The following is a 22,602-nucleotide window of genomic DNA, read 5'->3' on the forward strand; positions in this document are numbered from 1 at the left end:
TGGTCAGGAGGCGTCGCGGGGAGGCAGGCCGCGGCGCTCGCGCTCGCGGGCCTCGATGCGGTCGTACGCGCGGCGCTCGTTGCGGTCCGAGCGGATGAGGGCGCGCATCACGAACCAGAAGATGGCTCCGACCGTGATCGTCGGCACGAGGGCCCACAGCCCCTGGTTCCACAGCTCCCAGTCCATGCGGCGATCCTACCCGCGGCACCGGCGCGGGAGCCGTGAGCCCGGAGGCCCGTGCGCCCAGCGGCCTTCGCGGGCGCTGGGCGCTACTGGCTCTCGACCGACTTGTTCAGCGCCGCGGCATCGGAGTTGAGGCCCTCCAGCTCCGAGCGCAGGCCGTCGTACACGGCGATGTCCGCGTCGATGGCGGCGCGGGTGGCGTCGACGGCCTGGCTGCGGGCGAGCAGATCGGCGCGCTCCGTCTCGAACTCGGCCGTCGATCCGAAGTCGCCGCTGTCGGCGCGCGAGTTGAAGTCGTCGATCTCGACGTTGAGCGCGTCGTACTCGGCGTTGTTCGCGTCGACCCGCGCCGTGAGGTCGGCGTACATCGTCTCGATCCGGGAGACCAGGTCCTCGATGCGGTTCTCGAGATCGGTGAAGACCGCCTCGTAGCGGGCGTTCAGGCCCACGACGACGGAGCGGTCGTCGAAGAACTCGGCGTAGTGCGCCTCGAGCGCCGGCGGCAGGTCGGCCACCTCGGTCCCCAGGATCGAGTGCAGCTCGTTGACGCGCTCCCCGAGGCCGCCGGTGCGGTACAGCTCGAGGCGCTCGGCGATCGTGCCGTCCTGCGGGAGGGTCTCGTACGCGGCCTCGAGCTCGTCGCCCAGCTCGGCCTGCTCCTCCGCGTCGAGCCGCACCCACGCGGCGTGCAGCATCTCGTGGGCCGCCGTCACGTCGCGGATCCCGTCGAGGTCGGGATTGGCGACGTCCGAGATGTAGATGCTGGTGCCGGTGTAGCAGCCGAGGACGATGTCGTCGGAGGCGCCGTAGCCGCAGAGGTCGTTGAAGCCGGCGGTCGGCTCGACCGACGGGCTCGACGCGTAGTAGAGGGCGCGGCCGCGGTCGGACATGGCGGTCCGCTCCGCGAAGCCGGCGATCGTGGGGTCGGGCGTGAACGCCTCGGCCGCCCGCTGGTCGGCCAGCGCGGTGCCGACGTCGCCGGAGGAGGTGAGGACGCTCGCGGCGACCGCGGTCCCCACTCCGAACTGCGCGATCGTGAGGACGCCCGCCGCGACGGCCGCGACGATGCTCGATGCCCTGACCATGTCTCCCCCTCGGCTCCTGCGACCCTACTTGACGAGCGGGAACAGGATCGTCTCGCGGATCCCGAGGCCGGTGATCGCCATCAGGAGGCGGTCGATGCCCATGCCCATGCCGCCGGTGGGGGGCATGCCGTGCTCGAGGGCGCGGAGGAAGTCCTCGTCCAGGCGCATCGCCTCGTCGTCGCCCGCGGCGGCCTGGCGGGCCTGCTCGACGAAGCGCTCGCGCTGCACGACCGGGTCGATCAGCTCGGAGTAGCCGGTGGCCAGCTCGAAGCCGCGGACGTAGAGGTCCCACTTCTCGACGACGCCCGGGATGCTGCGGTGCGCGCGCACGAGCGGCGAGGTGTCGACGGGGAAGTCCATCACGAAGGTCGGACGCGTCAGGCCGCCCTTCACGAAGTGCTCCCACAGCTCCTCGACGTACTTGCCGTGCGTGGGGACGTGCACCTCGACGCCCTCGCGCGCGGCGAGGGTCTCGAGCTCGGCGAGCTCCGTCTCCGGCGTGATCGCGATGCCGGCTGCGAGCGACAGGCTCTCGTACATCGAGATGCGGTCCCACCGGCCGCCGAGGTCGAACTCGGTGCCGTCGGCCCAGGTGACCACGTGCGAGCCCGCGACGGCCTGCGCCGCGTTCTGGATCAGCTCCTGGGTGAGGTCGGCGATCGAGTTGTAGTCGCCGTACGCCTGGTAGGCCTCGAGCATCGCGAACTCGGGCGAGTGGGTGGAGTCGGCGCCCTCGTTGCGGAAGTTGCGGTTGATCTCGAAGACCCGGTCGATGCCGCCGACGACTGCCCGCTTGAGGTAGAGCTCGGGCGCGATGCGCAGGTACAGCTCGGTGTCGAACGCGTTCGAGTGCGTGGCGAAGGGGCGGGCGGAGGCGCCGCCGTGCATCACCTGCAGCATCGGGGTCTCGACCTCGAGGAACTCGTGCGAGGCGAAGGTGTCGCGGAGGGAGGCGTTCACGCGGGCGCGGGTGACGACCGTCTCGCGGGCCTGGGGGCGCACGATCAGGTCGAGGTAGCGCTGGCGCATCCGGGTCTCGTCGCCGAGCTCGTTGTGCAGGTTCGGCAGCGGCAGGATCGCCTTCGCGGCGATCGTCCACTCCGACACCCACACGCTCAGCTCGCCGCGCTTGCTCGAGACGACCTCGCCCTCGACGAAGAGGTGGTCGCCCAGGTCGACGAGCTCCTTCCACGCCGCGAGCGACTCCTCGCCCACGTCGCCGAGCGAGACCATGGCCTGGATCCGCTCGCCGTCGCCGGCCTGCAGGGTCGCGAAGCAGAGCTTGCCCGTGTTGCGCTGGAACACCACGCGGCCCGCGAGGCCGACGCGCTCGCCGGTCTTCACGTCCGGCTCGATGCCCTCGTGGCGCGCCCGGACGGCCGCGATGGTGTCGGTGACTCCGACCGCGACGGGGTAGGCGCCGGCGCCGAGGTCGTCGCCCGCGAGCTCGAGCAGTCGCTCGCGCTTGGCGAGGCGGACGGCCTTCTGCTCGGAGGCCTCCTGCTGCGCGGCCCGCTCGGCGGCGGCCTGCTCGGAGTCGGACTGCTCGGCGGCGGGGGTCGTGGACTCGGGGACGTCGGGGGTGTCGGCCATGAGGGGTCGCGGTGCTTTCGGTTCGGGGCGGACGGCCGCGATCAGGCGAGCAGGATCGGGGCGTTGTCGAGGAGGCGGGTGGTGCCGACGATCGCGGCGACGAGCACGAGTGCCGGGCCGCGGTGGTCGGCGTCGACCGGGAGGAGCGTCGCGGGATCCACGACGACGAGGTAGTCCAGCTTAACGAGCGGCTCGGCGTGCGCGACGGTCTCGGCGGCCTCGATCGCCGCGGCGGCACCGCGGTCCGCGGCTTCCGTGGCGGCCGCGAGGAGGCGCGGGAGCACGAGGCCCGCGCGGCGCTGCTCCTCGTCGAGGTAGCGGTTGCGGCTGGAGCGGGCGAGCCCGTCCTCCTCCCGCACGATGCCGACGCCCTCGATCGCGACGGGCAGGTCGAGGTCGCGGACCATGCGGCGCACGAGGAACAGCTGCTGCGCGTCCTTCTGCCCGAAGACCGCGATGCCCGGCTGGGCGATGCTCAGGAGCTTGGCGACGACGGTGAGCATCCCGTCGAAGTGGCCCGGCCGCGCGCGCCCCTCGTAGAGGCCGCCGACCTCGCCCGCGACGACCCTCGTGGAGGACGGCCCGTCGGGGTACATCTCGGCGACTCCCGGAGCGAAGAGGAGGTCGGCCCCGGCCGCGTCGAGCAGGGCGGTGTCGCCCTCGAGGTCGCGCGGGTAGCGGTCCAGGTCCTCGGTCGGACCGAACTGCAGCGGATTCACGAACACCGACACGACGACGACGTCGGCCAGCTCGCGCGCCCGCTCGACGAGGGCGAGGTGCCCGGCGTGCAGGGCGCCCATCGTCGGCACGAGCGCGATGCGCCGACCGGCCCGCCGCGCCTCCTGCAGCCGCTCGCGGAGGTCGCCGATGCGGTGGACGGTGCTGATCACCCGACGATGCTACCGGCGGTCCCGCGGCCGCCCGGGCCCTCGGCACCGAGACGCCGTGCTCCTCCGCGAGGCACCGCCTCCCGAGCGGCGTCCCACCCGGGAGCGGCGTCTCGAGCGGCGCGCCCGTCAGCCCGCCGCGCGGCGCAGGGCGTCGTCGACGGAGGAGCGGACGAGGCTGGAGAGGAAGAAGCCCGGCTTCTCGACGCCGATGCCTGCCAGCAGTCCCGCCGCCTGGTCGACGATCGCGGTCGAGAAGGTCGTGGCGGTCGAGACCGCCTCCGCGTAGGCGGCGCGGTCCGACTCCGCCACGGTGACCGGCTCCCCGCCCATCTCGACCACCAGCGCCTGCGCGATCGGCAGCACCGGGCCCGGTGCCGACACGGCGAAGTAGGTCTCGGCGAGGCGCGCCAGGTCGAGGCTGGTGCCGCTGAAGGCCATCGCCGGGTGGACTGCCAGGGGGATGACCCCGGAGGCGAGCGCCGGAGCGAGCACCCCGTAGCCGTGCTCAGGCGCCGTGTGCAGCACCAGCTGGCCGGGCTGCCACGCTCCGGTCGCGGCGAGCCCCGCGACCAGGGCGGCGATCTCGCTCCCGGGGACGGCGACGATCACCAGCTCGCTGCGCTCGACGAGCTCGGGGATCGCGAGCACGGGGACTCCGGGGAGCAGCGCGTCGGCGCGCTCGCGGCCGCTCTCGCTGGTGGTGGCGATACCGATCACGGCGTGGCCGGCCCCGGCGAGCGCGGCACCGAGCACCGGGCCCACGCGTCCGGCACCGATCACGCCGACGCCCAGGCGTCCGTCGCGGCGGTTCTCAGGCATGCGGTTCCCCCTCCGGAGCGGGCCAGTCGGGCAGGGCGGGTGCGGCCGCGCGCCGCCCCCACTGGTGGCTCGCGTCGCGGTCGGCGGCCCGCACTCCGGCCGTCGCGAGGCTCTCGAAGAAGGCGAGTCCGTCGGCCGCGCTCATCACCGGCACGAGCGGAGTGACGGGGCCGGCCACCGTGTGCACGCGCGCCGAGGCCAGCCCGAGCAGGCGCTGGAGCGGTCCCTGCTGGACCCCGACGCTCTGCATCCGCGCCAGGGGCACCACGGCGACCCGCCGCCAGACCGCTCCGCTGCGCAGGATCGCGACCTCGTCCGTCAGCCGGTACCCGGTCCTCCGGAACGAGAAGGGGCGGAGCCACACCGCCGAGCGCGGCGCCCGGGTGAAGCCGGCCGCGTCGCGGCGCCGGAGTGCGTCTCCGACGGGCGTCGACTCCGCTCCCTCAGCCGGTCCGGGCAGCAGGAGGGCGAGGACGCGCTTGACCGCGGCGAGGTCGCCGACGGGCAGGATCGTGGTGTTCGGCTCGCCGTTCGCCCCGCGGGAGGCCGCGTGGCCGGCGCGGTCGATCCGCACCTGCCACCAGCCGAAGGGGCGCCAGAGCAGCGGCTGCGTGATCTCGACGGCGTGGATCCGGCCGGGCGGGATCGTGTCGCTGCTGGTCGAGAGCACGCCGTAGCCGACCCGCACGCCGTCGGGCGTCGCGGCGATCGAGTACCGGAGCGAGCGCACGAACTGGCGGACGTAGTAGCTGCCCGAGCCGATCAGGCCCGGCAGGATCGCGAAGAGCACGTAGGGCGAGCCGTAGACGGCGACGAACACCACGGCGACGACCGAGGCTGCCAGGAACAGCGTGAAGCCGCTGAAGACGAGCGAGCCGAGGAGTCGGCCCGGCGGGATCGAGACGACCGACTCGGGCGGCGTCTCGTCCTGAGGCTCGCCGAACTCCTCCAGCCGGCGCGCCAGGAACCCGCCCGCCGGAGCCGCACCGTCGACCGTCGCCTCCCGCTCGCGCACCCCGGAGGCGAGCCGCAGGATGTCGCGGCGCAGGGCGTCCACCAGCCGCGAGCCGAGGTACGACAGCTGGACGTTCGCGTCCTGCCCGGCCACGCTCACCTCGAGCTTCGCGGCCCCGAACAGCCGCGCGAACAGCGGACGCTGCACCGCGATGCCCTGGATGCGGTCCAGCCGCGCCCGCCGGTTGGTCCGGAAGAGCACGCCGGAGCGCACCTCGACGAGCTCGTCCGTGATGCGGAAGGTGTGCATCCGCCAGGACAGCCAGAACGCGAAGACGGCGACCGCCAGGCCCACCGCGACCGCCAGCAGCGCCCAGCCGACGAGACCGCGGCGCAGCAGCTCGTCGACCGGATCGCCGCTCTCGTACCCCTCCGGCCCGGGCAGGAACAGCTCGACCAGGCGCTCGCGGAGGTTCGTGATCACGATGCCGAGGACGACCAGCAGGCCGATCCCGCCCTTGAGGACCGGGGTCGCGGGATGGAGGCGGTGCCACTCCCCGTCGGCGAGGTCCGTCTCGACGGCGCGGAGCTCGGTCACAGGCCGGCCCGGCGCGACTCGGCGAGCTCGACCAGGCGGTCGCGGAGCTCCTCCGCGTCCTGCTCGGCCAGGCCCGGGATGCTGACGCCGGTCGCCGCGGCGGCGGTGACGAAGCGGAGGTCGGCGAGGCCGAGCGCCCGGGCGAGCGGCCCGCGGTTGACGTCGATGAGCTGCATCCGCCCGTACGGCACCGACACGAAGCGCTGGAACATGATGCCGCGGCGGAAGAGCAGGTCGTCCTGGCGCAGGAGGTAGCCGTAGGCGCGCGCACGGCGCGGGGCCACGATCAGGAGGGTCACCGCGACGGCGGCCGCGGCGGCCAGCGGGATCCAGCCCCACGGCAGGCCGATCAGCATCAGCACCACGGGCACGGCGAGCAGCAGCACGCTCGACACGACGGCCGACACGATCTCGACCGCGACGTACCGGGGCGAGACGCGGCGCCACTCCCCCGTGATGTCGAGGCGGTCCCGCCGGCGTCCCCTCGCGTCGCGGCGGGTCGTCGGCGACGCGTCCTCGGGCTCGGCGGGCATGGCGTCGTCCTCACTGCCCGCGGCGATCCGGGCGTCGGCGTCAGGCGTGGTTCACCTCGCCGACGGCGCTGTCGTCGTCGTCGCTCGGCGGGATGGTGCACAGATGCTCGGCGACCAGGCCGGCCACCAGCAGGACGAGCGCACCCACGATGGTCGCGACGTCCTGCCACACGGAGCCTAGCGAAGGGATCGCACGGCTCAGCAGGTACACCAGGATGCCGCCGGAGGCTCCGAGCAGCAGAGCACCGACGTGGCTGGACGCCTTCGCCAGCACCACGACGCGCATCGCCCGGAACGGATCGATGGCCCGGCGCAGCGTGCCCTTCGTGGCGCGGTGGATCGGCACGGCGAAGCCGAGCACGAGGGCGGCGACCACGATCAGGGTCAGCGGAACCGTCAGCGGCGGGATGAGCACGGGGCGGCCGGCGGCGGCGATCGCGAGGTCGAGGAGGAACCCCGCGACGGCCCCGGCGAGGCCGAGTCCGAGCAGGGTGCTGATGCGGGTGCGCCTCACGGGGTCCTGCTCTCGGGGTCGGCGGTGCTGCCGCGGGTGGAGTCGCGCCCCGGCCAGGTCAGCCCGGCCGGGTGGTCGGTCACGCGGTCGGCCGCCCGTGCGCGCAGCTCGGCCACGGGTCCGGCTCCGGGAAGGACCGCCGCCGGCTCGGCGTCGAGCCAGGGCTCGAGCACGAAGGCCCGCTCGGCCGCCCGCGGGTGCGGGAGGGTCAGGTGCGGGTCGTCGCGGAGCACGCCGCCGACCGCGATCACGTCGATGTCGAGGGTCCGGTCGCCCCAGCGCTCCTCGCCCTCGCCGCGGATCCGGCCGCCGGCCGATTCGATCGCCGCCGTCGCCGCGAGCAGGTCGTCGGGCTCGAGGACGGTCGAGCCGGTCACGACCGCGTTGAGGTACCCGGGCGCGTCCTCGTCGACGCCCTCGGGCTTCCACGCGGGCGACTCGACGACCTTGGACACCGCCTCGATGCGCAGGCCCGGCGTCGTGGCGAGGGCCCGCAGCGCCTCCTCGAGGTGCGCCAGGCGGTCGCCGAGGTTGCTGCCGAGCGCGAGCACGACGTGGCGCACCGGGCGGACGCGCTCCTGCCGCGGCCTCACGAGCGGGTCCTCGTGATCTGCACGGCGACGTCCTCGAACGGCAGCGGGATCGGCGCGTCCGGCTTGTGGACGGTGATGCGGACGACGTCGGCGGCGGCGAAGCCCAGGGCCACCCGGGCGAGGCGCTCGGCCAGGGTCTCGATGAGGTCGACCGGGTCGCGGGTCACCGCGTCGGCCAGGGCGATCGCGAGCTCGCCGTAGTGCACCGTCTCGGCCAGCGCGTCGCCCTCGGCCGCCGGCGCGGTGTCGAGCCAGACCGTCGCGTCGATCACGAAGTCCTGGCCGTTCTCGCGCTCGAAGTCGAAGACGCCGTGGTGCGCCCGCACGCGCAGCCCGGTGAGGGTGATGGAGTCGCGCACGGCGAGGGCGGCGGGGTCGATCGCGGTCACGGGGTCTCCTCCTGGAGTCGGGCGGCGAGGGCCAGGGCGCGGGCGGACGAGCGGACGTCGTGGACCCGGACGCCCCAGGCGCCGTGCTCGGCGGCGACGAGGCTCAGCATGGCGGAGACCTCGTCGCGCTCGGCGGCCGGGGCGCCGGCGGGGGCGAACGGAGCGAGGAACCGCTTGCGCGAGTGGCCGACCAGGACCGGGAAGCCCAGCGAGACGATCGCGTCGAGCCCGGCCAGCAGCGCCCAGTCGTGCGCGCCGACCTTCGCGAAGCCGAGGCCGGGGTCGAGCAGGAGGCGGTCGTCCCGGATCCCGGCCTCACGGGCGGCGTCGACGCGGCGCTCGAGCTCGCCGCGGACGTCCGCCACCACGTCGCCGTAGGAGGCGAGAGCGGTCATGCCCGCGCTGTGCCCGCGCCAGTGCATCGCGATGTAGACGGCGCCGCGCTCGGCGACGAGCGGGAGCATCCGCGGATCGGCGAGGCCGCCGGAGACGTCGTTGACGACGACGGCGCCCGCGTCCAGAGCGGCCTCCGCTGTGGCAGCGCTCATCGTGTCGATGCTGACGCGCACCCCCTCCGCGGCGAGGGCGCGGACGACGGGCAGCACGCGGCCCTGCTCGGCGGCGGAGTCGACGCGCGCCGCACCGGGGCGGGTGCTCTCGCCGCCGACGTCGACCAGGTCCGCGCCGAACGCGGCGGGTCCGTCCCCGGCGGGCCGGGTCAGGTCGAGGCCGTGGCGGACGGCGTCGTCGACGGACAGCCAGCGTCCGCCGTCGCTGAACGAGTCCGGAGTGACGTTGAGGATCCCGAGGAGCGCGGCGCGGCCGGTCGGCGTGAGGTCGGCGACGGTGGTGGCCACGTCACTCCCCCCGCGCGGCGCCGATCAGCGCGATGATCTCGGCGCGGGCGGCCGGGTCGGCGAGGGAGCCGCGGGCGGCGACCGTCACGGTCGAGCTCGCGGTCTGGCGCGGCCCGCGCATCCGCACGCAGCCGTGCTCGGCGTCGACCACGACGAGCACTCCCTCGGGAGCGAGGCCCTGCTCGAGCGCGTCGGCGATCTGCTCGGTCATCCGCTCCTGGATCTGCGGTCGCGACGCGACCGTCTCGACCACGCGCGGCAGCCGGCCGAGGCCGACGACCCGCTCGCGCGGCCGGTAGGCGATGTGCGCGACGCCGAGGAACGGCAGGAGGTGGTGCTCGCAGACAGAGCGGAAGGCGAGGTCGCGCACGATCACCGTCTGGTCGAGCGGCGACTCCTGGCCGCCCTCGACCACCGCGAACGTCTCGGTCAGCTGGGCCGCGGCGTCGTCGTCGAACCCGCCGAAGAACTCCTCGTACGCCTCGGCGAACCGCCGCGGCGTGTCGAGGAGTCCCTCGCGGCCCGGGTCGTCCCCGATGGCCGCGAGGATCTCGGCGACGGCCGCCTCGATGCGCGCCTTGTCGACGGGCACGCGCGCGCTACGCCGTCGCGGGGCGCGGGTTGATCAGCGGCGGGCGCTTCGGCGCGACCTCGTCGGCACCGGCGGAGGAGACTCCCCCGTCGGTCGCACCCGAGTCGATCGGCGCCTTGGCGACCGGGACCGCGATGGGCGGCAGGTCGGACAGGGGGCGCTTGTCGCTCGAGAGCCACTGCGGGCGCTCGTCGATGCGGCGGACGTCCTTGAAGATCTCGGCCAGCTGGTCGTGGTCGAGCGTCTCCTTCTCGAGCAGCTCCATCGCGAGGCGGTCGAGGATGTCGCGGTTGTCGTTGATGACCTGCCACGCCTCGTCGTGCGCCTGCTCGATGAGCTGTCGCGTCTCGGCGTCGACCGTCTCGGCGATCTGCTCGGAGTAGTCGCGCTGGTGGCCCATGTCGCGGCCGAGGAACATCTCGCCCGACGACTGGCCGAGCTTGACCGCTCCGACGTTCGCGGACATGCCGTAGTCGGTGACCATCTTGCGGGCGATGGAGGTCGCCTTCTCGATGTCGTTCGACGCTCCGGTGGTGGGGTCGTGGAAGACGATCTCCTCCGCGACGCGGCCGCCCATCGCGTACGTGAGCTGGTCGAGGAGCTCGTTGCGGGTCGTGGAGTACTTGTCCTCCAGCGGGAGCACCATCGTGTAGCCGAGGGCGCGACCGCGCGGAAGGATCGTGACCTTGGTCACGGGGTCGGTGTGGCGCATCGCCGCCGCCGCCAGAGCGTGTCCGCCCTCGTGGTAGGCGGTGATCAGCTTCTCCTTGTCGCGCATGACCCGCGTGCGGCGCTGCGGCCCCGCGATGACGCGGTCGATCGCCTCGTCGAGCGCGCGGTTGTCGATCAGCTGCGCGTTGGAGCGGGCGGTGAGCAGTGCGGCCTCGTTGAGGACGTTGGCCAGGTCGGCGCCGGTGAAGCCCGGGGTCTTGCGGGCGACGACCTCGAGGTCGACTCCCCCGGCGAGCGGCTTGCCGCGGCCGTGGACCTCGAGGATCCGCTTGCGGCCGAGCAGGTCGGGGGCGTCGACGCCGATCTGGCGGTCGAAGCGGCCCGGACGCAGCAGCGCGGGGTCGAGGATGTCGGGGCGGTTCGTCGCCGCGATCAGGATGACGTTCGTCTTGACGTCGAAGCCGTCCATCTCGACCAGCAGCTGGTTGAGGGTCTGCTCGCGCTCGTCGTGACCGCCGCCCATGCCGGCGCCGCGGTGGCGGCCGACGGCGTCGATCTCATCGACGAAGATGATGGCCGGCGAGTTCTCCTTCGCCTGCTGGAAGAGGTCGCGGACACGGCTCGCGCCGACGCCGACGAACATCTCGACGAAGTCCGATCCGGAGATGGAGTAGAAGGGGACGCCCGCCTCGCCCGCGACCGCGCGCGCCAGCAGGGTCTTGCCGGTGCCGGGAGGGCCGTAGAGCAGGACGCCCTTCGGGATGCGGGCGCCGACGGCCTGGAACTTCGCGGGCTCCTTGAGGAACTCCTTGATCTCGTGCAGCTCCTCGATCGCCTCGTCGGCGCCGGCGACATCGCCGAACGTGACCTTGGGCGACTCCTTCGAGACGAGCTTCGCCTTCGACTTGCCGAACTGCATGACGCGGTTGCCGCCGCCCTGCATGCCCGAGAGCATCAGCCAGAAGAACGCGCCGATCAGCAGGATGGGGAGCAGGAAGCCGAGAGCCGAGAGGAACCAGTTGGTCTGCGGGACCTCGTCGTTGTAGCCGGTGCTGCCGAGATCGGCCGCGGACACCGCGTCGACGACCTCCGCGCCGCGAGGGGCCACGTAGTAGAACTGCACCTGCGTGCCGTTGTCGCCGTCGGCCTGCTTGAGCGTGAGATCGACGCGCTGCTCGCCGTCCACGATCTTCGCCGAATCGACCTTGCCGTCCTTCAGGAGGTCGAGACCCTCCTGCGTCGTGACCGGCCGGAAGCCGGACATGGTGATCAGCGAGGAGCCGATCCACACCGCGACGATCGCCAGGACGACGTAGAGGATGGGACCCCGGAAGATGCGCTTCACGTTCATGCTTGTTGCGGGTGCGACACCCGGCGCCTTTCTGACGAGGAGATTGTGCCTGCCAGGCTACCTCCCGCACTCTGAGCGCCGCCCACGCGTTCGCCGTGGGCCGAACGGCCGCGGGCTGTGTTGTCTGGCGGGGATGCGGCGGGCGGCATCCCCGCGCGCGGTCGGCTTCACGAGATGGTGCGTTCCGCAGAGCGGGTCTCGTCGGACTGCCGGGAAACGCTGACACGCGTTTCCCGGTCCGCGTCCTCTGCCTTGTGGGTGGAGGTCGCGGGGATCGGCGCTTCGGCGGTAGGGACGCGCCGCGAGAGCGCAGGAGTTGTCGCACTCGAGCTCGACAGCGACGACTACTGCGGCCTCGGGAAGGAGGCGAAGGTGTCCGAGCAGGACGCGCCGCGAGAGCGCAGCAGTTGTCGCACTCGAGCTCGACAGCGACGACTACTGCGGTCTCGGGAAGGAGGCGAAGGTGTCCGAGCGGGCGCGCCGCGAGAGCGCAGGAGTTGTCGCACTCGAGCTCGACAGCGACGACTACTGCGGTCTCGGAGGGGGCGAAGGTGTCCGGGCGGGGCCGCCGCGAGAAGGGGCGGCAGACGCGGACGGACCGGGCCTGCACAGCCCGGGTCAGGCCGACTCGAGGAGGGGCTCCGGGTCGCGGAGGGCGGGCACGAGGCCGCGGCGGCGGCGGGCGGCGGCCAGCACGGTCACGGCGAGCGCCCCGACCAGCCAGAGCACGAGCACCAGGACCGCGTGCGCGACTCCGATGCTGCCGCCGGCGATCAGCGAGCGGAACGCCTCCACCGTCCAGGTCAGCGGCAGCACGCCGTGGATCGCCTGGAAGAAGGCGGGAGCGGTCTCGACCGGGTAGGTGCCTCCGGCCGAGGACAGCTGCAGCACGATCATCAGCAGCGCCAGGAACCGGCCCGGGGCGTCCAGCAGCGCGATCAGCGCCTGGTTGATCGCCACGAAGGTGAGGCTCGTGAGCACGGCGATCCCGATCAGCCCGGGCAGGTTCGACGCCTCGACGCCCACTCCGAAGCGGATGACGAGCGCGGCCAGGACGCCCTGGGCGACCGCCATCAGCGCGCCGGGCAGGTAGCTGCGCAGCGCGATGACCCAGGCGGGCCGGCGCGCGGCGAGGAGGCGGGAGCTGAGCGGGGCGCTCATCAGGTAGAAGGCCAGCGCGCCGACCCAGAGCGCGAGGGCCATGAAGTAGGGGGCGAGGCCGTAGCCGTAGGACGGCACGCGGTTCATCCGCTCGGCGTCGATCCCGACCGGGGCGGCCGCGACGGTGCTGAGCTCCTGAGCCTGCTCGCCGGTGTAGGTGGGCACGTCGTCCGCGCCGTCCGAGAGCTTCGTGTCGAGGGTGCGCGATCCGGAGGCGAGCGAGTCGATCCCGTCGGCGAGGTCCTGCGAACCGGTGGCCGCGTCGGCCGAGCCGGTCGCGGCGGTCTCGGCGCCGTCCGCGAGGTCCGACGCGCCCGTCGCGAGGGCGGCCGTCCCGGAGGCGAGGTCGGAGGCGCCGGCGGCCGCGGAGGCGATCCCGCTGGTGAGCGGGCCGACCGCGCCGGAGAGGGTGTCCACTCCGCCGGCGACCTGGGCGGCTCCGCCGTCGAGGGTCGCGGCTCCCTGGGCGAGGGCCTGCGCACCGGTCTGCAGCTTCTGGGCGCCGTCGGCGGCGGAGGTCGCCCCGGTGGACAGAGCGGCGGTGCCGGTCGCGAGGTCGGCGGCTCCGCTCGAGACCGTGGCGGCACCGGCGGCGAGCGCCGTCAGTCCGCTGCCGTCGTCGCCGACGAGCGCGGTCGCACCGGAGGCGAGCGTCTGCGCGCCCGCGTCCGCCGAGGCGGCTCCGCCCGCGAGGGCGGCCGCGCCCTCCTCGAGGGCGGTCAGCTCGGCCACGCGCTGGGCGTCGGACAGCGAGTCGTACCGAGAGAGCAGGGAGGCGAGGCCGGAGTCGACTCCGGTCGCTCCGGTGGCGAGTTGCGGAGTAGCGGTCGCGAGCGCTCCCGCACCGGTCGCGAGCTGCTGGGCTCCCGCGAGGGCGTTCCCCGCTCCGTCGGAGAGGGAGGCGGACCCGGTGGCCAGCGCCTCGGCGCCGGATGCCGCCGAGGCCGCGCCGTCCTTCAGGGTCGACGTCCCCGCGGCGAGGTCGGTGGCGCCCGAGGCGAGCGACGCCGCTCCGCCGTCGAGCTGCTGGGCGCCGTCGGCGACCGTGCGGGCTCCCGTGTCGAGCGCCGCCGCCTGGTCGGGCAGCTGCCCGGTCCCGCTCGCGATCCGCTGGAGTCCCGACGAGAGGTCGGACGCTCCGGAGGCCGCGCTCCCCGCGCCCGAGCGGAGGGAGTCGGCGCCGGTCGCCAGCTGCGCGGTGCCGTCCTGCAGCTGCGCGAGCCCGACGACCAGCTCGGAGGAGCCGGACGCGGCGGTCCCGGCGCCGTCCGCCAGCTGAGCGGCGCCGTCGGCGGCCTGCTCGAGGCTGGAGTGCACGTCGGTGAAGCCGAGGTAGACGTTCTCGAGGTAGGTCGCGCCGACCTTCTCCTCCAGCGTCCTCGTCACGGTGGTGCCGATGGTGGAGGCGATGTTGCCGACGATCAGGTTGGCCGCGTCGTTCGTCTCGATCGACAGCTTCGCCTGCACGGCCGCGGCGGGGTCGTCGCCGCCGACAGAGGCGACGTCGGCCGAGAAGCCGGCCGGCACCGTCAGCACGGCGAGGACGTCGCCGGAGGCGAGCTCGCGGGACGCCTCGTCGGCACCGGTCGCCGTCCAGGCGAAGTCCGAGCCGGACGTGTCGGTGGTGAGCTGCTCGGTCAGGTCGTCGCCGAGGGCGAGCGCGGAGCCGTCCGAGGCGGTCGCGCCGGTGTCCTCGTTGACGATCGCGGCGGGCACCGTGTCGAGGTGGTGCGTGGGATCGAGGTTGGCCGAGGTCAGCAGTCCCGCGTAGATCAGCGGGATGAGCGCGATCGCGGCGAAGACGACGACGAGGCGCGGGTTCACGGCGCGCAGGGCGCGGCGGAGCGGGGAGGTGGTCATGGTCCTTCTACTTCGTGGAGTGCAGGGCGGCGAGCCGCGGCGAGGCGACCCCGGTGACGAGGAGCTCGGCGATGTCGGCGGAGGCCGAGGCCACGGGACGGCGGGCGTCGCCGTCGAGGAGCCAGCCGACGACCAGCCAGGTGGTGCCGGCGGCGAGGAGGACGGCGAAGCGCTCGACGCGGGCGTGGTCGCCGCCGCCCGATCCGCGCTCGGCGAGGGGCGAGAAGGCGAGGAGCCGCTGCGCGAGGAACGCGACGACCGACTCCTGCACGGCGCGGGCCGTGCCTCCGCTCAGCACGCGGCGGTAGAAGTCGGCGTGCACGAGCAGGCCCTCGAGGAGCCCGCGGACGATGCGGGGGACCGCGCCCTCCCAGTCGGCGGGGGCGGTGCCGGGAGCGACGTCGCCGAACAGCGCGTGCATCCGCTCCACCGCGGCGGCCTCGATCAGGGACGGCACATCGCCGAAGTGCTGGTAGAACGTGGGGCGGCTGACGCCCGCGGCGCCGCAGAGCTCCGTGATGGAGGGCTGGTCATCGCCCGGGCGGTCGAGGGCCGTCGTGATCGCGGTGAGCAGGAGCTCGCGCGAGCGGGTGAGCCGCGGATCGGTCACAGGGTCCTTCTTCCCGGCGCGAGGAGCGCCTTCTTTACGTCCGTCAGATAACTTACAACCGTAAAGAAGAGCGCGCAAGCGTCAAGAGGAGGGCGGCTCCGGGAGCAGCGTCGAGATGGCGGACGTGTCGACGATCACCGAGTCGTGCGGAGTCAGTCCCGGGCTCCGGGGCGTCGGCACCGGCAGGCGCACGAGCAGGGCGCCCGGATCCACGCCGAAGCGCCCGGAGCGGGTGCGGCCGACCGGATCGCCGTCCAGCTCGGCGAGCACCGGCTGGTCCAGCTCGAACGAGAACTCGCGGCCGGGCCACTGCCGGAGCGAGGCGAGCCCGTTGCGGTTGCCGGTCGCGACATCCAGCGCGAGGCCGAAGCGCCGACGCAGCAGCACCAGCTCCAGGTCGCCGTCGTCGAGCACCGCGCCCGCGGCCAGCTCGATGTTCGCCACCACGGAGCTGCAGTTGCAGGCCAGCACCATGAAGCAGCGCTGCGGAGGCTCCTCCGCGCCGTCGATCGTGAGGGTCACCTCGAATCCGGCCTTGAACATCGCCGGCGCCCCCGCCGCGAAGTAGGCGCCCCAGCCCACCCGCTTCTTCAGCTCCTCGTCCGTCTTGTCCATGATCTCGGCGTCCAGGCCCACCCCGCCCATCACCATGAACACCCGCTCCTCGCCGTCGTCGAACGCGGCCGTGCCCACGTCGATGGCGCGGTCCTGCCCGAGCAGGGCGATCTCGACCGCCTCGGGCAGCGAGCCGAGCGGGATCCCGAGGTTCCGCGCGAGGAGGTTGCCCGTGCCGCTGGGCAGCAGGCCGTAGGGGACGCCGGTGCCGCGCAGCACCGTGGCGACGGCGCGGACGGTGCCGTCGCCGCCCATCGAGCAGACCAGGTCCGGGCCCGCCTCGAGCGCGGCGCGGGCCGCGGCGGCACCGGAGTCGCCCGGGCTGGTCTCGAACCAGAGCGGCTCGTTCCAGCCGTGGCGGCGCGCGATCGTCGCGACCAGGTCCTCCGCGGCGCCGACGTCGTCGAACTTGCTCGGGTTGATCACGACGGCGACGGTGCGCTTCTCGGGTGCCTTCACCCCGTCAGTCTGACGGCACCGGCGACCGGTCCAGTCGCGCTGACGCCTCCAGCGCGAGCACGGCGCCGATCTCGGCCGAGAGCGTGGCGGGCAGCGACGGAGGCGCGTCCCACCGGGGCCCGGCCAGCAGCACGCCGCGGCGGACGCTCGAGCTCTGCAGCGCGGCGACGCTGCCGGTGACGAAACCGCGGACGCGAGCCGCCACCGCGGGCGCGACTCCGCTCGTCGTGGCGAGGTCGACGAGGTGCCGGTAGGCGATGCCGCCGAACAGGGCGCCGTCCCCCGATCCCTGGTCGACGAAGACGCCATCGGGGGCGAGCCGGTCCAGCAGGTCCTCGGCCGTGCGGGAGGCGTGGGCCACCAGGCGGGGGTCGGGCCGCAGGCGGTGCAGGGCGAGCGCCGCGCCGATGTAGACGGCGTGGTTGTAGCTGAAGGCCCAGTCGTCGCGGGCAGAGCCGCCCTCGCGGCCGATGCCGTCGGCGACGAAGCCGGTGTCGTCGTCGCGGAGGCGCACGTGCATCCAGTCGAGGGCGGCGCGCGAGAGCTCCTCCCGGCCGTCCGGCCGCAGCCGCTCCAGGCGCGCGCCGAGGATCGCGAACGGGCCGTTCGCGGGCGCGTTCTTGTAGTCCAGCTGCCGGCGGCGCCAGGCGAGGCTCGCCCCGTGGCGGAGGTTCCAGCCCTTCGCGACGGCGAAGCGCCACAGGCGGTCGGCCCGGTCGAGGAAGCGCGGGTCGCCCGAGGCCTCCCCGAGGCGGGCGAGCGCGCCACCGAGCCACATCATGTCGTCGAAGTAGCCGTTGACCAGGCGCCCGCCGTTGCGGAGGCGGATCGCGCGGTGGATCCGCCGGGCCCGCTCCAGGTGCGCCTCGTCGCCCGTGCGCTCGAAGGCGTCGACGGCCGCGTCGATCGCGTGCGCGAGCCACCAGTAGTTGAACTCGAGGTCGGCCCGCAGGGAGGTCGGGTAGCTCATGTGGTAGCCCAGCAGCGGCACCGCGAAGAGCCGCTCGAGGCTCTCCTGCGCGGTGTCCGCGGGGCTACTCGTAGACGTGCGGGGCGAGGACGGCGACATCGCGGAGGTTGCGGTAGCGCTCGGCGTAGTCGAGCCCGTAGCCGATCACGAACTCGTTCGGGATGTCGAAGCCGACGTAGGCCACGTCGACCTCGACCTTGGCGGCCGCGGGCTTGCGGAAGAGCGCGCAGATCTCGACGGACTCGGCGCCTCGGCTGCGGAGGTTGCCCTGCAGCCACGAGAGCGTGAGGCCGGAGTCGATGATGTCCTCGACGATCAGCACCTTGCGGTTCGTGATGTCGGAGTCGAGGTCCTTCAGGATCCGCACCACGCCGGACGACTTGGTGCCGCTCCCGTAGGACGAGACGGCCATCCAGTCCATGACGATGTCGAGCTTGAGCTCGCGGGCCAGATCGGCCATCACCATCACGGCGCCGCGCAGCACCCCGACGATGAGCAGGTTCTCGCCCGCGTAGTCGCGCTCGATGGCGCGGGCCAGGTCGCGGATCCGCTCGTGGATCTCGGCCTCGGTGTAGAGGACCTCGGTGATGTCGTCGGCGATGTCGGCTGCTTCCACCCGGCCACTCTACGGGTGACCGGCCCCCGTCTCCCCTCCGCGAGACTCCGCTCTCGTACACCTCCGTCGGCGAGTCGCGTGCCGGAGCGGCATCTTGCGGGGAGGGGCCGGGCGTCTCGCGGGGACCGGCGTCGCGGGGACGGGGTCAGGGGGAGGCGGGTGCGAAGACGAGGGTGGTGCCGCGGCGGGTGGCGAGGACGCCGGGGAGGTCGACGCCCTTCTGGCCGTGCCAGTCGGTGACCAGCGCGGCGACCGCCAGCGTCTGCGACCGCGAGAGCGCGACTCCGAACTCGTTCGCCACGACCAGGCGGATGATCCGCTGCCGCAGCGCCGGCGGGTCCGCCGCGAGCCCGCGCGCGTCGACCGTGACGTGCCCCGCCTCGTCCTGGCCCACCAGCTCGAGCGCCCAGTCGAGGGCGAGCGCGTCGAGCGCGTCCCCGTCCTCCCGCAGCTGCTCGGCCGTGCGCGCCAGAGCCTGTGCCACTCCCGGCCCGAGCTCGTCCTCCAGCACGGGCAGCACGCGGTTCCGCACCCGGACCCGCGAGTAGCGGGGGTCGTCGTTGTGCGGGTCGTCCCACGGCACGAGCCCCTGGTCGGAGCAGGCGAGGCGGGTCGTCTCGCGCCGCAGGCCCAGAATCGGCCGACGCAGCGGTCCGCTGACCGGCGCCATCCCGTGCAGCGAGGCCGCACCGGCCCCTCGTGCCAGGCCCAGCAGCACCGTCTCGGCCTGGTCGTCGAGGGTGTGGCCCAGGAGGATCGCGGCGGCGCCCGTCGCGGTCAGCGCGTCGTCGAAGGCGCGGTAGCGCGCGCTGCGGGCGGCCGCCTCCGGACCGCCCTCGGCGGACACCGTCACCACCTGGCGCAGCACCGGCGCGAGCCCCAGCCCGTGCGCCTGCTCCGCGGCCCGCCGCGCGACCTCCGCCGACGCCTCCTGCAGCCCGTGGTCGACGATCACCGCGCCGGCCCGCCTCCCGCCCCGCGGGGCCTCGAAGGCGACCGCCGCCGCGAGCGCGAGCGAGTCCGCTCCCCCGCTCAGCGCGACCAGCACGAGCGCTCCGGGGTCGAGCCCGTCGAGGCTCTCGCGCACCGCCCGCCGCAGATCGGCGACGGCGGGGGTCAGGCGGGGGCGATCGGGCACATCAAGTAACGTAATGCCAGCGATCCGCCCCTCCCGCGCGCGCACCCGCGCGAGCGTTCCGGAGGCCGATCCGTCCGCCGATGCGCCGCTCACGGCGCCACCGACTCAAGGAGAGAGCATGGCCGCATACGACGTCGTCGTCGAGATCCCCAAGGGGAGCCGCAACAAGTACGAGGTCGACCACGAGACCGGTCGCGTCTACCTCGACCGCGTGCTCTTCACCTCCTTCGTCTACCCGACGGACTACGGGTACTTCGAGAACACCCTCGGCCTCGACGGCGACCCCGTCGACGCGCTGGTGCTGCTCGAGTACCCCGTCTTCCCGGGCGTGGGCGTCTCCGTCCGCCCGGTCGGCGTGCTCAACATGAGCGACGAGGCCGGCTCCGACGCGAAGGTGATCGTGGTCCCCGCGAAGGACCCGCGCTGGCAGCACATCCAGGACATCGGCGACGTCCCGGAGCAGACGAAGAACGAGATCAAGCACTTCTTCGAGCGCTACAAGGACCTCGAGCCCGGCAAGTGGGTCAAGGTCGACGCGTGGGGCGACGCCGCCGAGGCGGAGCAGATCGTCCAGGACGGCATCAAGAAGCTGGCCGAAGAGGGTCACTGACCCCTCGCATCAACGAAGGAACCCCCTCCCGTCGTCTCGACAGGAGGGGGTTCTCTCGTTGTGCGGTGCGGCCGCGGCTCAGGCGGCCGGGCGGCCGACCATGCCGGCGGGCGTGCCCCAGGTGTTCCAGATGCGCACGGGCTTGCCGTAGTCGGCGGCCTCGATGATCTGGTTGTTCCCGAGGTAGATGGCCACGTGGTAGTAGTCTCCGCCGCCGCCCCAGAAGATCAGGTCGCCGCGCTGGCGCTGGCTGTAGGGGACGAGCTTGCCGGCGCCGGCCATCGTGTTGTACTGGTTCGTCGCCGAGTGGGTGCCGATGTAGATGCCCGAGGACGCGTACGAGGCCTTGGTGAGGCCGGAGCAGTCCCACTGGTCCGGGCCCATGCCGCCGAGGACGTACTCCTCGCCGAGCTGAGCCATCGCGTACGAGATCGCGTTCTCGACGGCGCCGCTGGTCGGCACCAGGACCGGAGCGGTCACCGGCTGCGGGAGCGGCTGAGCCGCCGGCTGGGCGATCGGCTGAGCAGCGGGCTGGGCCGGAGCCGGAGCCGGAGCCGGCTGCTGCTGCGCGGGCTGCGGAGCGGCGGGCTGCGGGAGGGACGCGGTCTGACGCGACGGGGCGGCGGTGTCGGCCTGCGCCGAGGACTGCTGCTGGGCGGAGCGGGCGGTGGACTGCGCCTGAGCGGCGGCCTCCGCCTCGGCCTGCGCCTGGGCGGCGGCCTCGTCGGCCTGGCGCTTCTGCTCCCCCGCGAGGTACTGGGTCTCGGCCTCGACCGAGGAGTCTTTCAGCAGCGCGAGCTGGGCGACCAGCTCCTGCGACTTCTCCTCCTGCGCCGAGAGCGACGCGCGGGCCGACTCGGCGGCGGCGTCGGCGTCCTTGCGGGCGGCGTCGGCCTCGTCCGAGAGCGCCTGGTGCTCGGTGACAGCGCGGTCGGCCTGGTCGCCGAGCGACTCCGCGTTCTGCTTGTCGGCGAGGGCGTCGGCGTAGACCTTCTGCGACTGCTCCGAGAGCTGCGACATCGCGCCGAGCTGGTAGAGCAGGTCGCCCGCGTCCTTGCCCTTGGCCACGAGGCTGGCGGAGAGGTCGCCGCCGGCGGCGCGAGAGAGGTGCGCGGCCAGCAGGCCGGCGCGCATCTTCGAGGTCTGGGCCTTGGCGGAGGCGGTGGTCGCCTTCTCCTCGAGGTCGGCGACGGCCTTCGCAGCGGCGTCGAGCGCCTCCTTGGCCTGGCGCCAGGCCTCGGCCTTCTTCATCGCGGTGATCGACTTCTCGTCGACCGCGGTCTGCAGGCTCGCGATGAGGCCGGTGATCGAGTCGATCTCGGCCTGCTTGCTCGCCTCGTCCTTCTTGGCGTTCTGCACGTCGTCCCACGAGGGGTACTTCGCGTCGTCGGCGAGGGCCGGGGTGATGCCGAGGGACGCTGTGACCGCCGTGACCGCGAAGGCGGCGGAGATGACGAGCGGGAGGCGGCCCTTCCAGGCGCGCTCCCGGGGTGCCGGGGTGAAGGTGCGTGCGGTCGTCTGTGCGTCAGCCAAGGGTGACTCCTCGTTGGGCCATGAAAGGTTGGGCGTCGACGGCGGAGCCGTTGACGCGGGTCTCGAAGTGCAGGTGGCAGCCGGTGGAGGCGCCGGTCGAGCCGACGGCGGCGATCTGCTCGCCCGCCTGGACCTGCTGGCCGACGCGGACGTAGATCCCGCCGGACATGATGTGGGCGTAGCCGGTGCTGATGCCGCTGCCGTGGTCGATCAGAACCCAGTTGCCGTAGGTGCCGTTGGGGCCCGCGTAGGAGACGGTGCCGCTGTGCGCCGCGAAGATCGGGATGCCGCAGCCGCCCGCGAGGTCGGTGCCGCGGTGGTACGAGCCGGAGGACCCTCCGCCGGTCGAGATGCTGTCGCGCGGGCCGAAGGTGCCGGTGATGCGGCCTCCGGCAGGGCGGACCCAGCCGGAGTCGCTGACGGCGCTGGAGCCGCCGCCGCCCGAGGGGGCGACGTACCCGCCACCGCCGCCGCTGCCGCCGCTGGACGCGGCCGCGGCCCGGGCGGCCTCGCGGCGCGCGGCCTCGGCCTGGGCGGCGGCCTGGCGGGCGGCCTCCTCCTCGGCGAGCTTCCGGAGGCGCTCGGCCTCGCGGGCGGCGACGCCGGCCTCGTACTCGGCCACGGTCTTCGACTCGGTGTCGCGGAGCGCGGCGAGCTGCTGCTCGAGCACGACGCTCTGCTCCTGCTGCTCGGCGAGCGCGGCCTCGGACGCCTCCTGGGCGGCGGTCGCCTCGGCCAGCTTCTGCTCGGCGGCGACGCGGAGGCGCTCGCGCTCCGTCTGCGCGACCTCGGCCTGGTCGGCGAGGGAGGACGCGGTGTTGCGGGCGGTGCTGGCCTGCTCGTAGATCGCGGAGGAGCGCTCGACCAGCTTGGTCATGCTCCCGATCTTCGACAGCAGCTGGTCGGCCTGGCCGGCCTTCTGGTCGAGGAAGATGTTGACGGACAGGTCGGTGCCGGTGCTGCGGTAGAGCTGCGCGGCGAGGAGGCCCGCCTGCTGCGAGGCCTTGTCGGCCTCCTCGGCGCTGGCGGCGGCCCGGTCCTCGAGCTTCTTCGACTGGTCCGAGGCCTCGTCGAACGCCTGCTGAGCGGCGAAGTGCTCGTCGCCGCGCTGCTGCGCGAGCTGCTGAGCGGAGGCGACCTCGCTCTGGAGGTCGCCGATCAGGGACGTGATCCGGTCGACCTGAGCGGCGGCGGCGGCGGTGTCGCCCTTCGCCGCCTCGACGTCGGCCCACGACGGGTACTCGACCGCCTGGGCGGGAGTGGCGACGAGCAGGCCGGCGACGAGCGCGACGACGGCGGAGGCCAGGGCAGCACCTCGGAGTCGCCCGAGTCGCGGCGCGCCGGGGAGGCGAGCGGAACGCGGACGGCGCAGGGAGTGGGGCATGGGACCTCGGGGATAGGGGGCCC

The 22,602-nt window shown here is 73.7% G+C and carries 22 protein-coding genes; 1 reads left to right on the forward strand and 21 read right to left on the reverse strand.

Annotation, left to right across the window (positions count from 1 at the left end; genetic code table 11):
* Positions 1-3: 3 nt before the first annotated feature.
* From C5C46_RS05960 to tilS, 19 genes are all read right to left on the reverse strand, one after another.
* Entirely contained in the window at positions 4-186 is a 183-nt protein-coding gene (locus tag C5C46_RS05960; protein WP_104224094.1) for a hypothetical protein, read from the reverse strand.
* Positions 187-269: 83 nt separating this feature from the next.
* Complete coding sequence (locus C5C46_RS16810; RefSeq protein WP_181136496.1) at positions 270-1,268, reverse strand: hypothetical protein; 999 nt, start codon at positions 1,266-1,268, stop codon at positions 270-272.
* A 24-nt stretch (positions 1,269-1,292) separates the two neighbouring features.
* Positions 1,293-2,861, reverse strand: coding sequence for a lysine--tRNA ligase (gene lysS, locus C5C46_RS05970; RefSeq protein WP_104224095.1), 1,569 nt, complete (start codon positions 2,859-2,861; stop codon positions 1,293-1,295).
* Between the two features lie 41 nt (positions 2,862-2,902).
* Positions 2,903-3,751, reverse strand: a complete 849-nt coding sequence (gene panC, locus C5C46_RS05975; RefSeq protein ID WP_104226006.1) for a pantoate--beta-alanine ligase — start codon at positions 3,749-3,751, stop codon at positions 2,903-2,905.
* Positions 3,752-3,877: 126 nt separating this feature from the next.
* Positions 3,878-4,570 carry a Rossmann-like and DUF2520 domain-containing protein gene (locus C5C46_RS05980; protein WP_104224097.1) on the reverse strand — a complete coding sequence of 231 codons (693 nt, stop codon included), beginning with the start codon at positions 4,568-4,570 and terminating at the stop codon, positions 3,878-3,880.
* Positions 4,563-6,122 (reverse strand): PH domain-containing protein, encoded by a 1,560-nt coding sequence (locus C5C46_RS05985; RefSeq protein ID WP_104226007.1) that lies wholly within the window; start codon positions 6,120-6,122, stop codon positions 4,563-4,565. Before C5C46_RS05985 ends, C5C46_RS05980 begins: the two co-directional genes overlap by 8 nt.
* Positions 6,119-6,655 carry a PH domain-containing protein gene (locus tag C5C46_RS05990; protein ID WP_104226008.1) on the reverse strand — a complete coding sequence of 179 codons (537 nt, stop codon included), beginning with the start codon at positions 6,653-6,655 and terminating at the stop codon, positions 6,119-6,121. The genes C5C46_RS05985 and C5C46_RS05990 overlap by 4 nt, the downstream gene beginning before the upstream one ends.
* 40 nt (positions 6,656-6,695) lie before the next feature.
* Complete coding sequence (locus tag C5C46_RS05995; RefSeq protein ID WP_104226009.1) at positions 6,696-7,169, reverse strand: DUF3180 domain-containing protein; 474 nt, start codon at positions 7,167-7,169, stop codon at positions 6,696-6,698.
* Positions 7,166-7,762: a 2-amino-4-hydroxy-6-hydroxymethyldihydropteridine diphosphokinase gene (folK, locus tag C5C46_RS06000; protein WP_104226010.1), complete on the reverse strand. Its 597-nt coding sequence runs from the start codon at positions 7,760-7,762 to the stop codon at positions 7,166-7,168. The genes C5C46_RS05995 and folK overlap by 4 nt, the downstream gene beginning before the upstream one ends.
* On the reverse strand, positions 7,759-8,151 hold the full coding sequence (folB, locus tag C5C46_RS06005; protein WP_104347803.1) for a dihydroneopterin aldolase: 393 nt from the start codon (positions 8,149-8,151) through the stop codon (positions 7,759-7,761). Before folB ends, folK begins: the two co-directional genes overlap by 4 nt.
* Complete coding sequence (gene folP / locus C5C46_RS06010; protein ID WP_104226011.1) at positions 8,148-9,008, reverse strand: dihydropteroate synthase; 861 nt, start codon at positions 9,006-9,008, stop codon at positions 8,148-8,150. Before folP ends, folB begins: the two co-directional genes overlap by 4 nt.
* A gap of 1 nt (position 9,009) precedes the next feature.
* A complete protein-coding gene (gene folE, locus C5C46_RS06015) occupies positions 9,010-9,600 on the reverse strand; it encodes a GTP cyclohydrolase I FolE (protein WP_104224103.1) in 591 nt (196 codons plus the stop codon).
* A gap of 7 nt (positions 9,601-9,607) precedes the next feature.
* Complete coding sequence (gene ftsH / locus C5C46_RS06020) at positions 9,608-11,623, reverse strand: ATP-dependent zinc metalloprotease FtsH (RefSeq protein WP_104224104.1); 2,016 nt, start codon at positions 11,621-11,623, stop codon at positions 9,608-9,610.
* A gap of 618 nt (positions 11,624-12,241) precedes the next feature.
* On the reverse strand, positions 12,242-14,644 hold the full coding sequence (locus C5C46_RS06025) for a YhgE/Pip domain-containing protein (protein ID WP_104226012.1): 2,403 nt from the start codon (positions 14,642-14,644) through the stop codon (positions 12,242-12,244).
* A gap of 7 nt (positions 14,645-14,651) precedes the next feature.
* A complete protein-coding gene (locus tag C5C46_RS06030; protein ID WP_104226013.1) occupies positions 14,652-15,254 on the reverse strand; it encodes a TetR/AcrR family transcriptional regulator in 603 nt (200 codons plus the stop codon).
* 81 nt (positions 15,255-15,335) lie between these two features.
* Positions 15,336-16,328: a diacylglycerol kinase family protein gene (locus C5C46_RS06035; RefSeq protein ID WP_104226014.1), complete on the reverse strand. Its 993-nt coding sequence runs from the start codon at positions 16,326-16,328 to the stop codon at positions 15,336-15,338.
* A 4-nt stretch (positions 16,329-16,332) separates the two neighbouring features.
* Entirely contained in the window at positions 16,333-17,397 is a 1,065-nt protein-coding gene (locus tag C5C46_RS06040) for a glycoside hydrolase family 76 protein (protein WP_104226015.1), read from the reverse strand.
* Positions 17,363-17,914 (reverse strand): hypoxanthine phosphoribosyltransferase, encoded by a 552-nt coding sequence (gene hpt / locus C5C46_RS06045; protein WP_104224109.1) that lies wholly within the window; start codon positions 17,912-17,914, stop codon positions 17,363-17,365. Before hpt ends, C5C46_RS06040 begins: the two co-directional genes overlap by 35 nt.
* Before the next feature lie 145 nt (positions 17,915-18,059).
* Complete coding sequence (tilS, locus tag C5C46_RS06050) at positions 18,060-19,052, reverse strand: tRNA lysidine(34) synthetase TilS (RefSeq protein ID WP_104226016.1); 993 nt, start codon at positions 19,050-19,052, stop codon at positions 18,060-18,062.
* 118 nt (positions 19,053-19,170) lie between these two features.
* Between tilS and ppa the strand changes: the two genes are divergently transcribed.
* Positions 19,171-19,662 carry an inorganic diphosphatase gene (ppa, locus tag C5C46_RS06055; protein WP_068255683.1) on the forward strand — a complete coding sequence of 164 codons (492 nt, stop codon included), beginning with the start codon at positions 19,171-19,173 and terminating at the stop codon, positions 19,660-19,662.
* 78 nt (positions 19,663-19,740) lie between these two features.
* On the opposite strand, the gene C5C46_RS06060 is transcribed toward ppa, so the two are convergent.
* Positions 19,741-21,195, reverse strand: a complete 1,455-nt coding sequence (locus C5C46_RS06060) for a C40 family peptidase (RefSeq protein WP_104226017.1) — start codon at positions 21,193-21,195, stop codon at positions 19,741-19,743.
* A complete protein-coding gene (locus C5C46_RS06065) occupies positions 21,188-22,579 on the reverse strand; it encodes a peptidoglycan DD-metalloendopeptidase family protein (RefSeq protein WP_104226018.1) in 1,392 nt (463 codons plus the stop codon). The genes C5C46_RS06060 and C5C46_RS06065 overlap by 8 nt, the downstream gene beginning before the upstream one ends.
* Positions 22,580-22,602: the final 23 nt, after the last annotated feature.

Source organism: Rathayibacter sp. AY1E6 (genome assembly GCF_002931115.1).
Taxonomy (GTDB): domain Bacteria; phylum Actinomycetota; class Actinomycetes; order Actinomycetales; family Microbacteriaceae; genus Rathayibacter.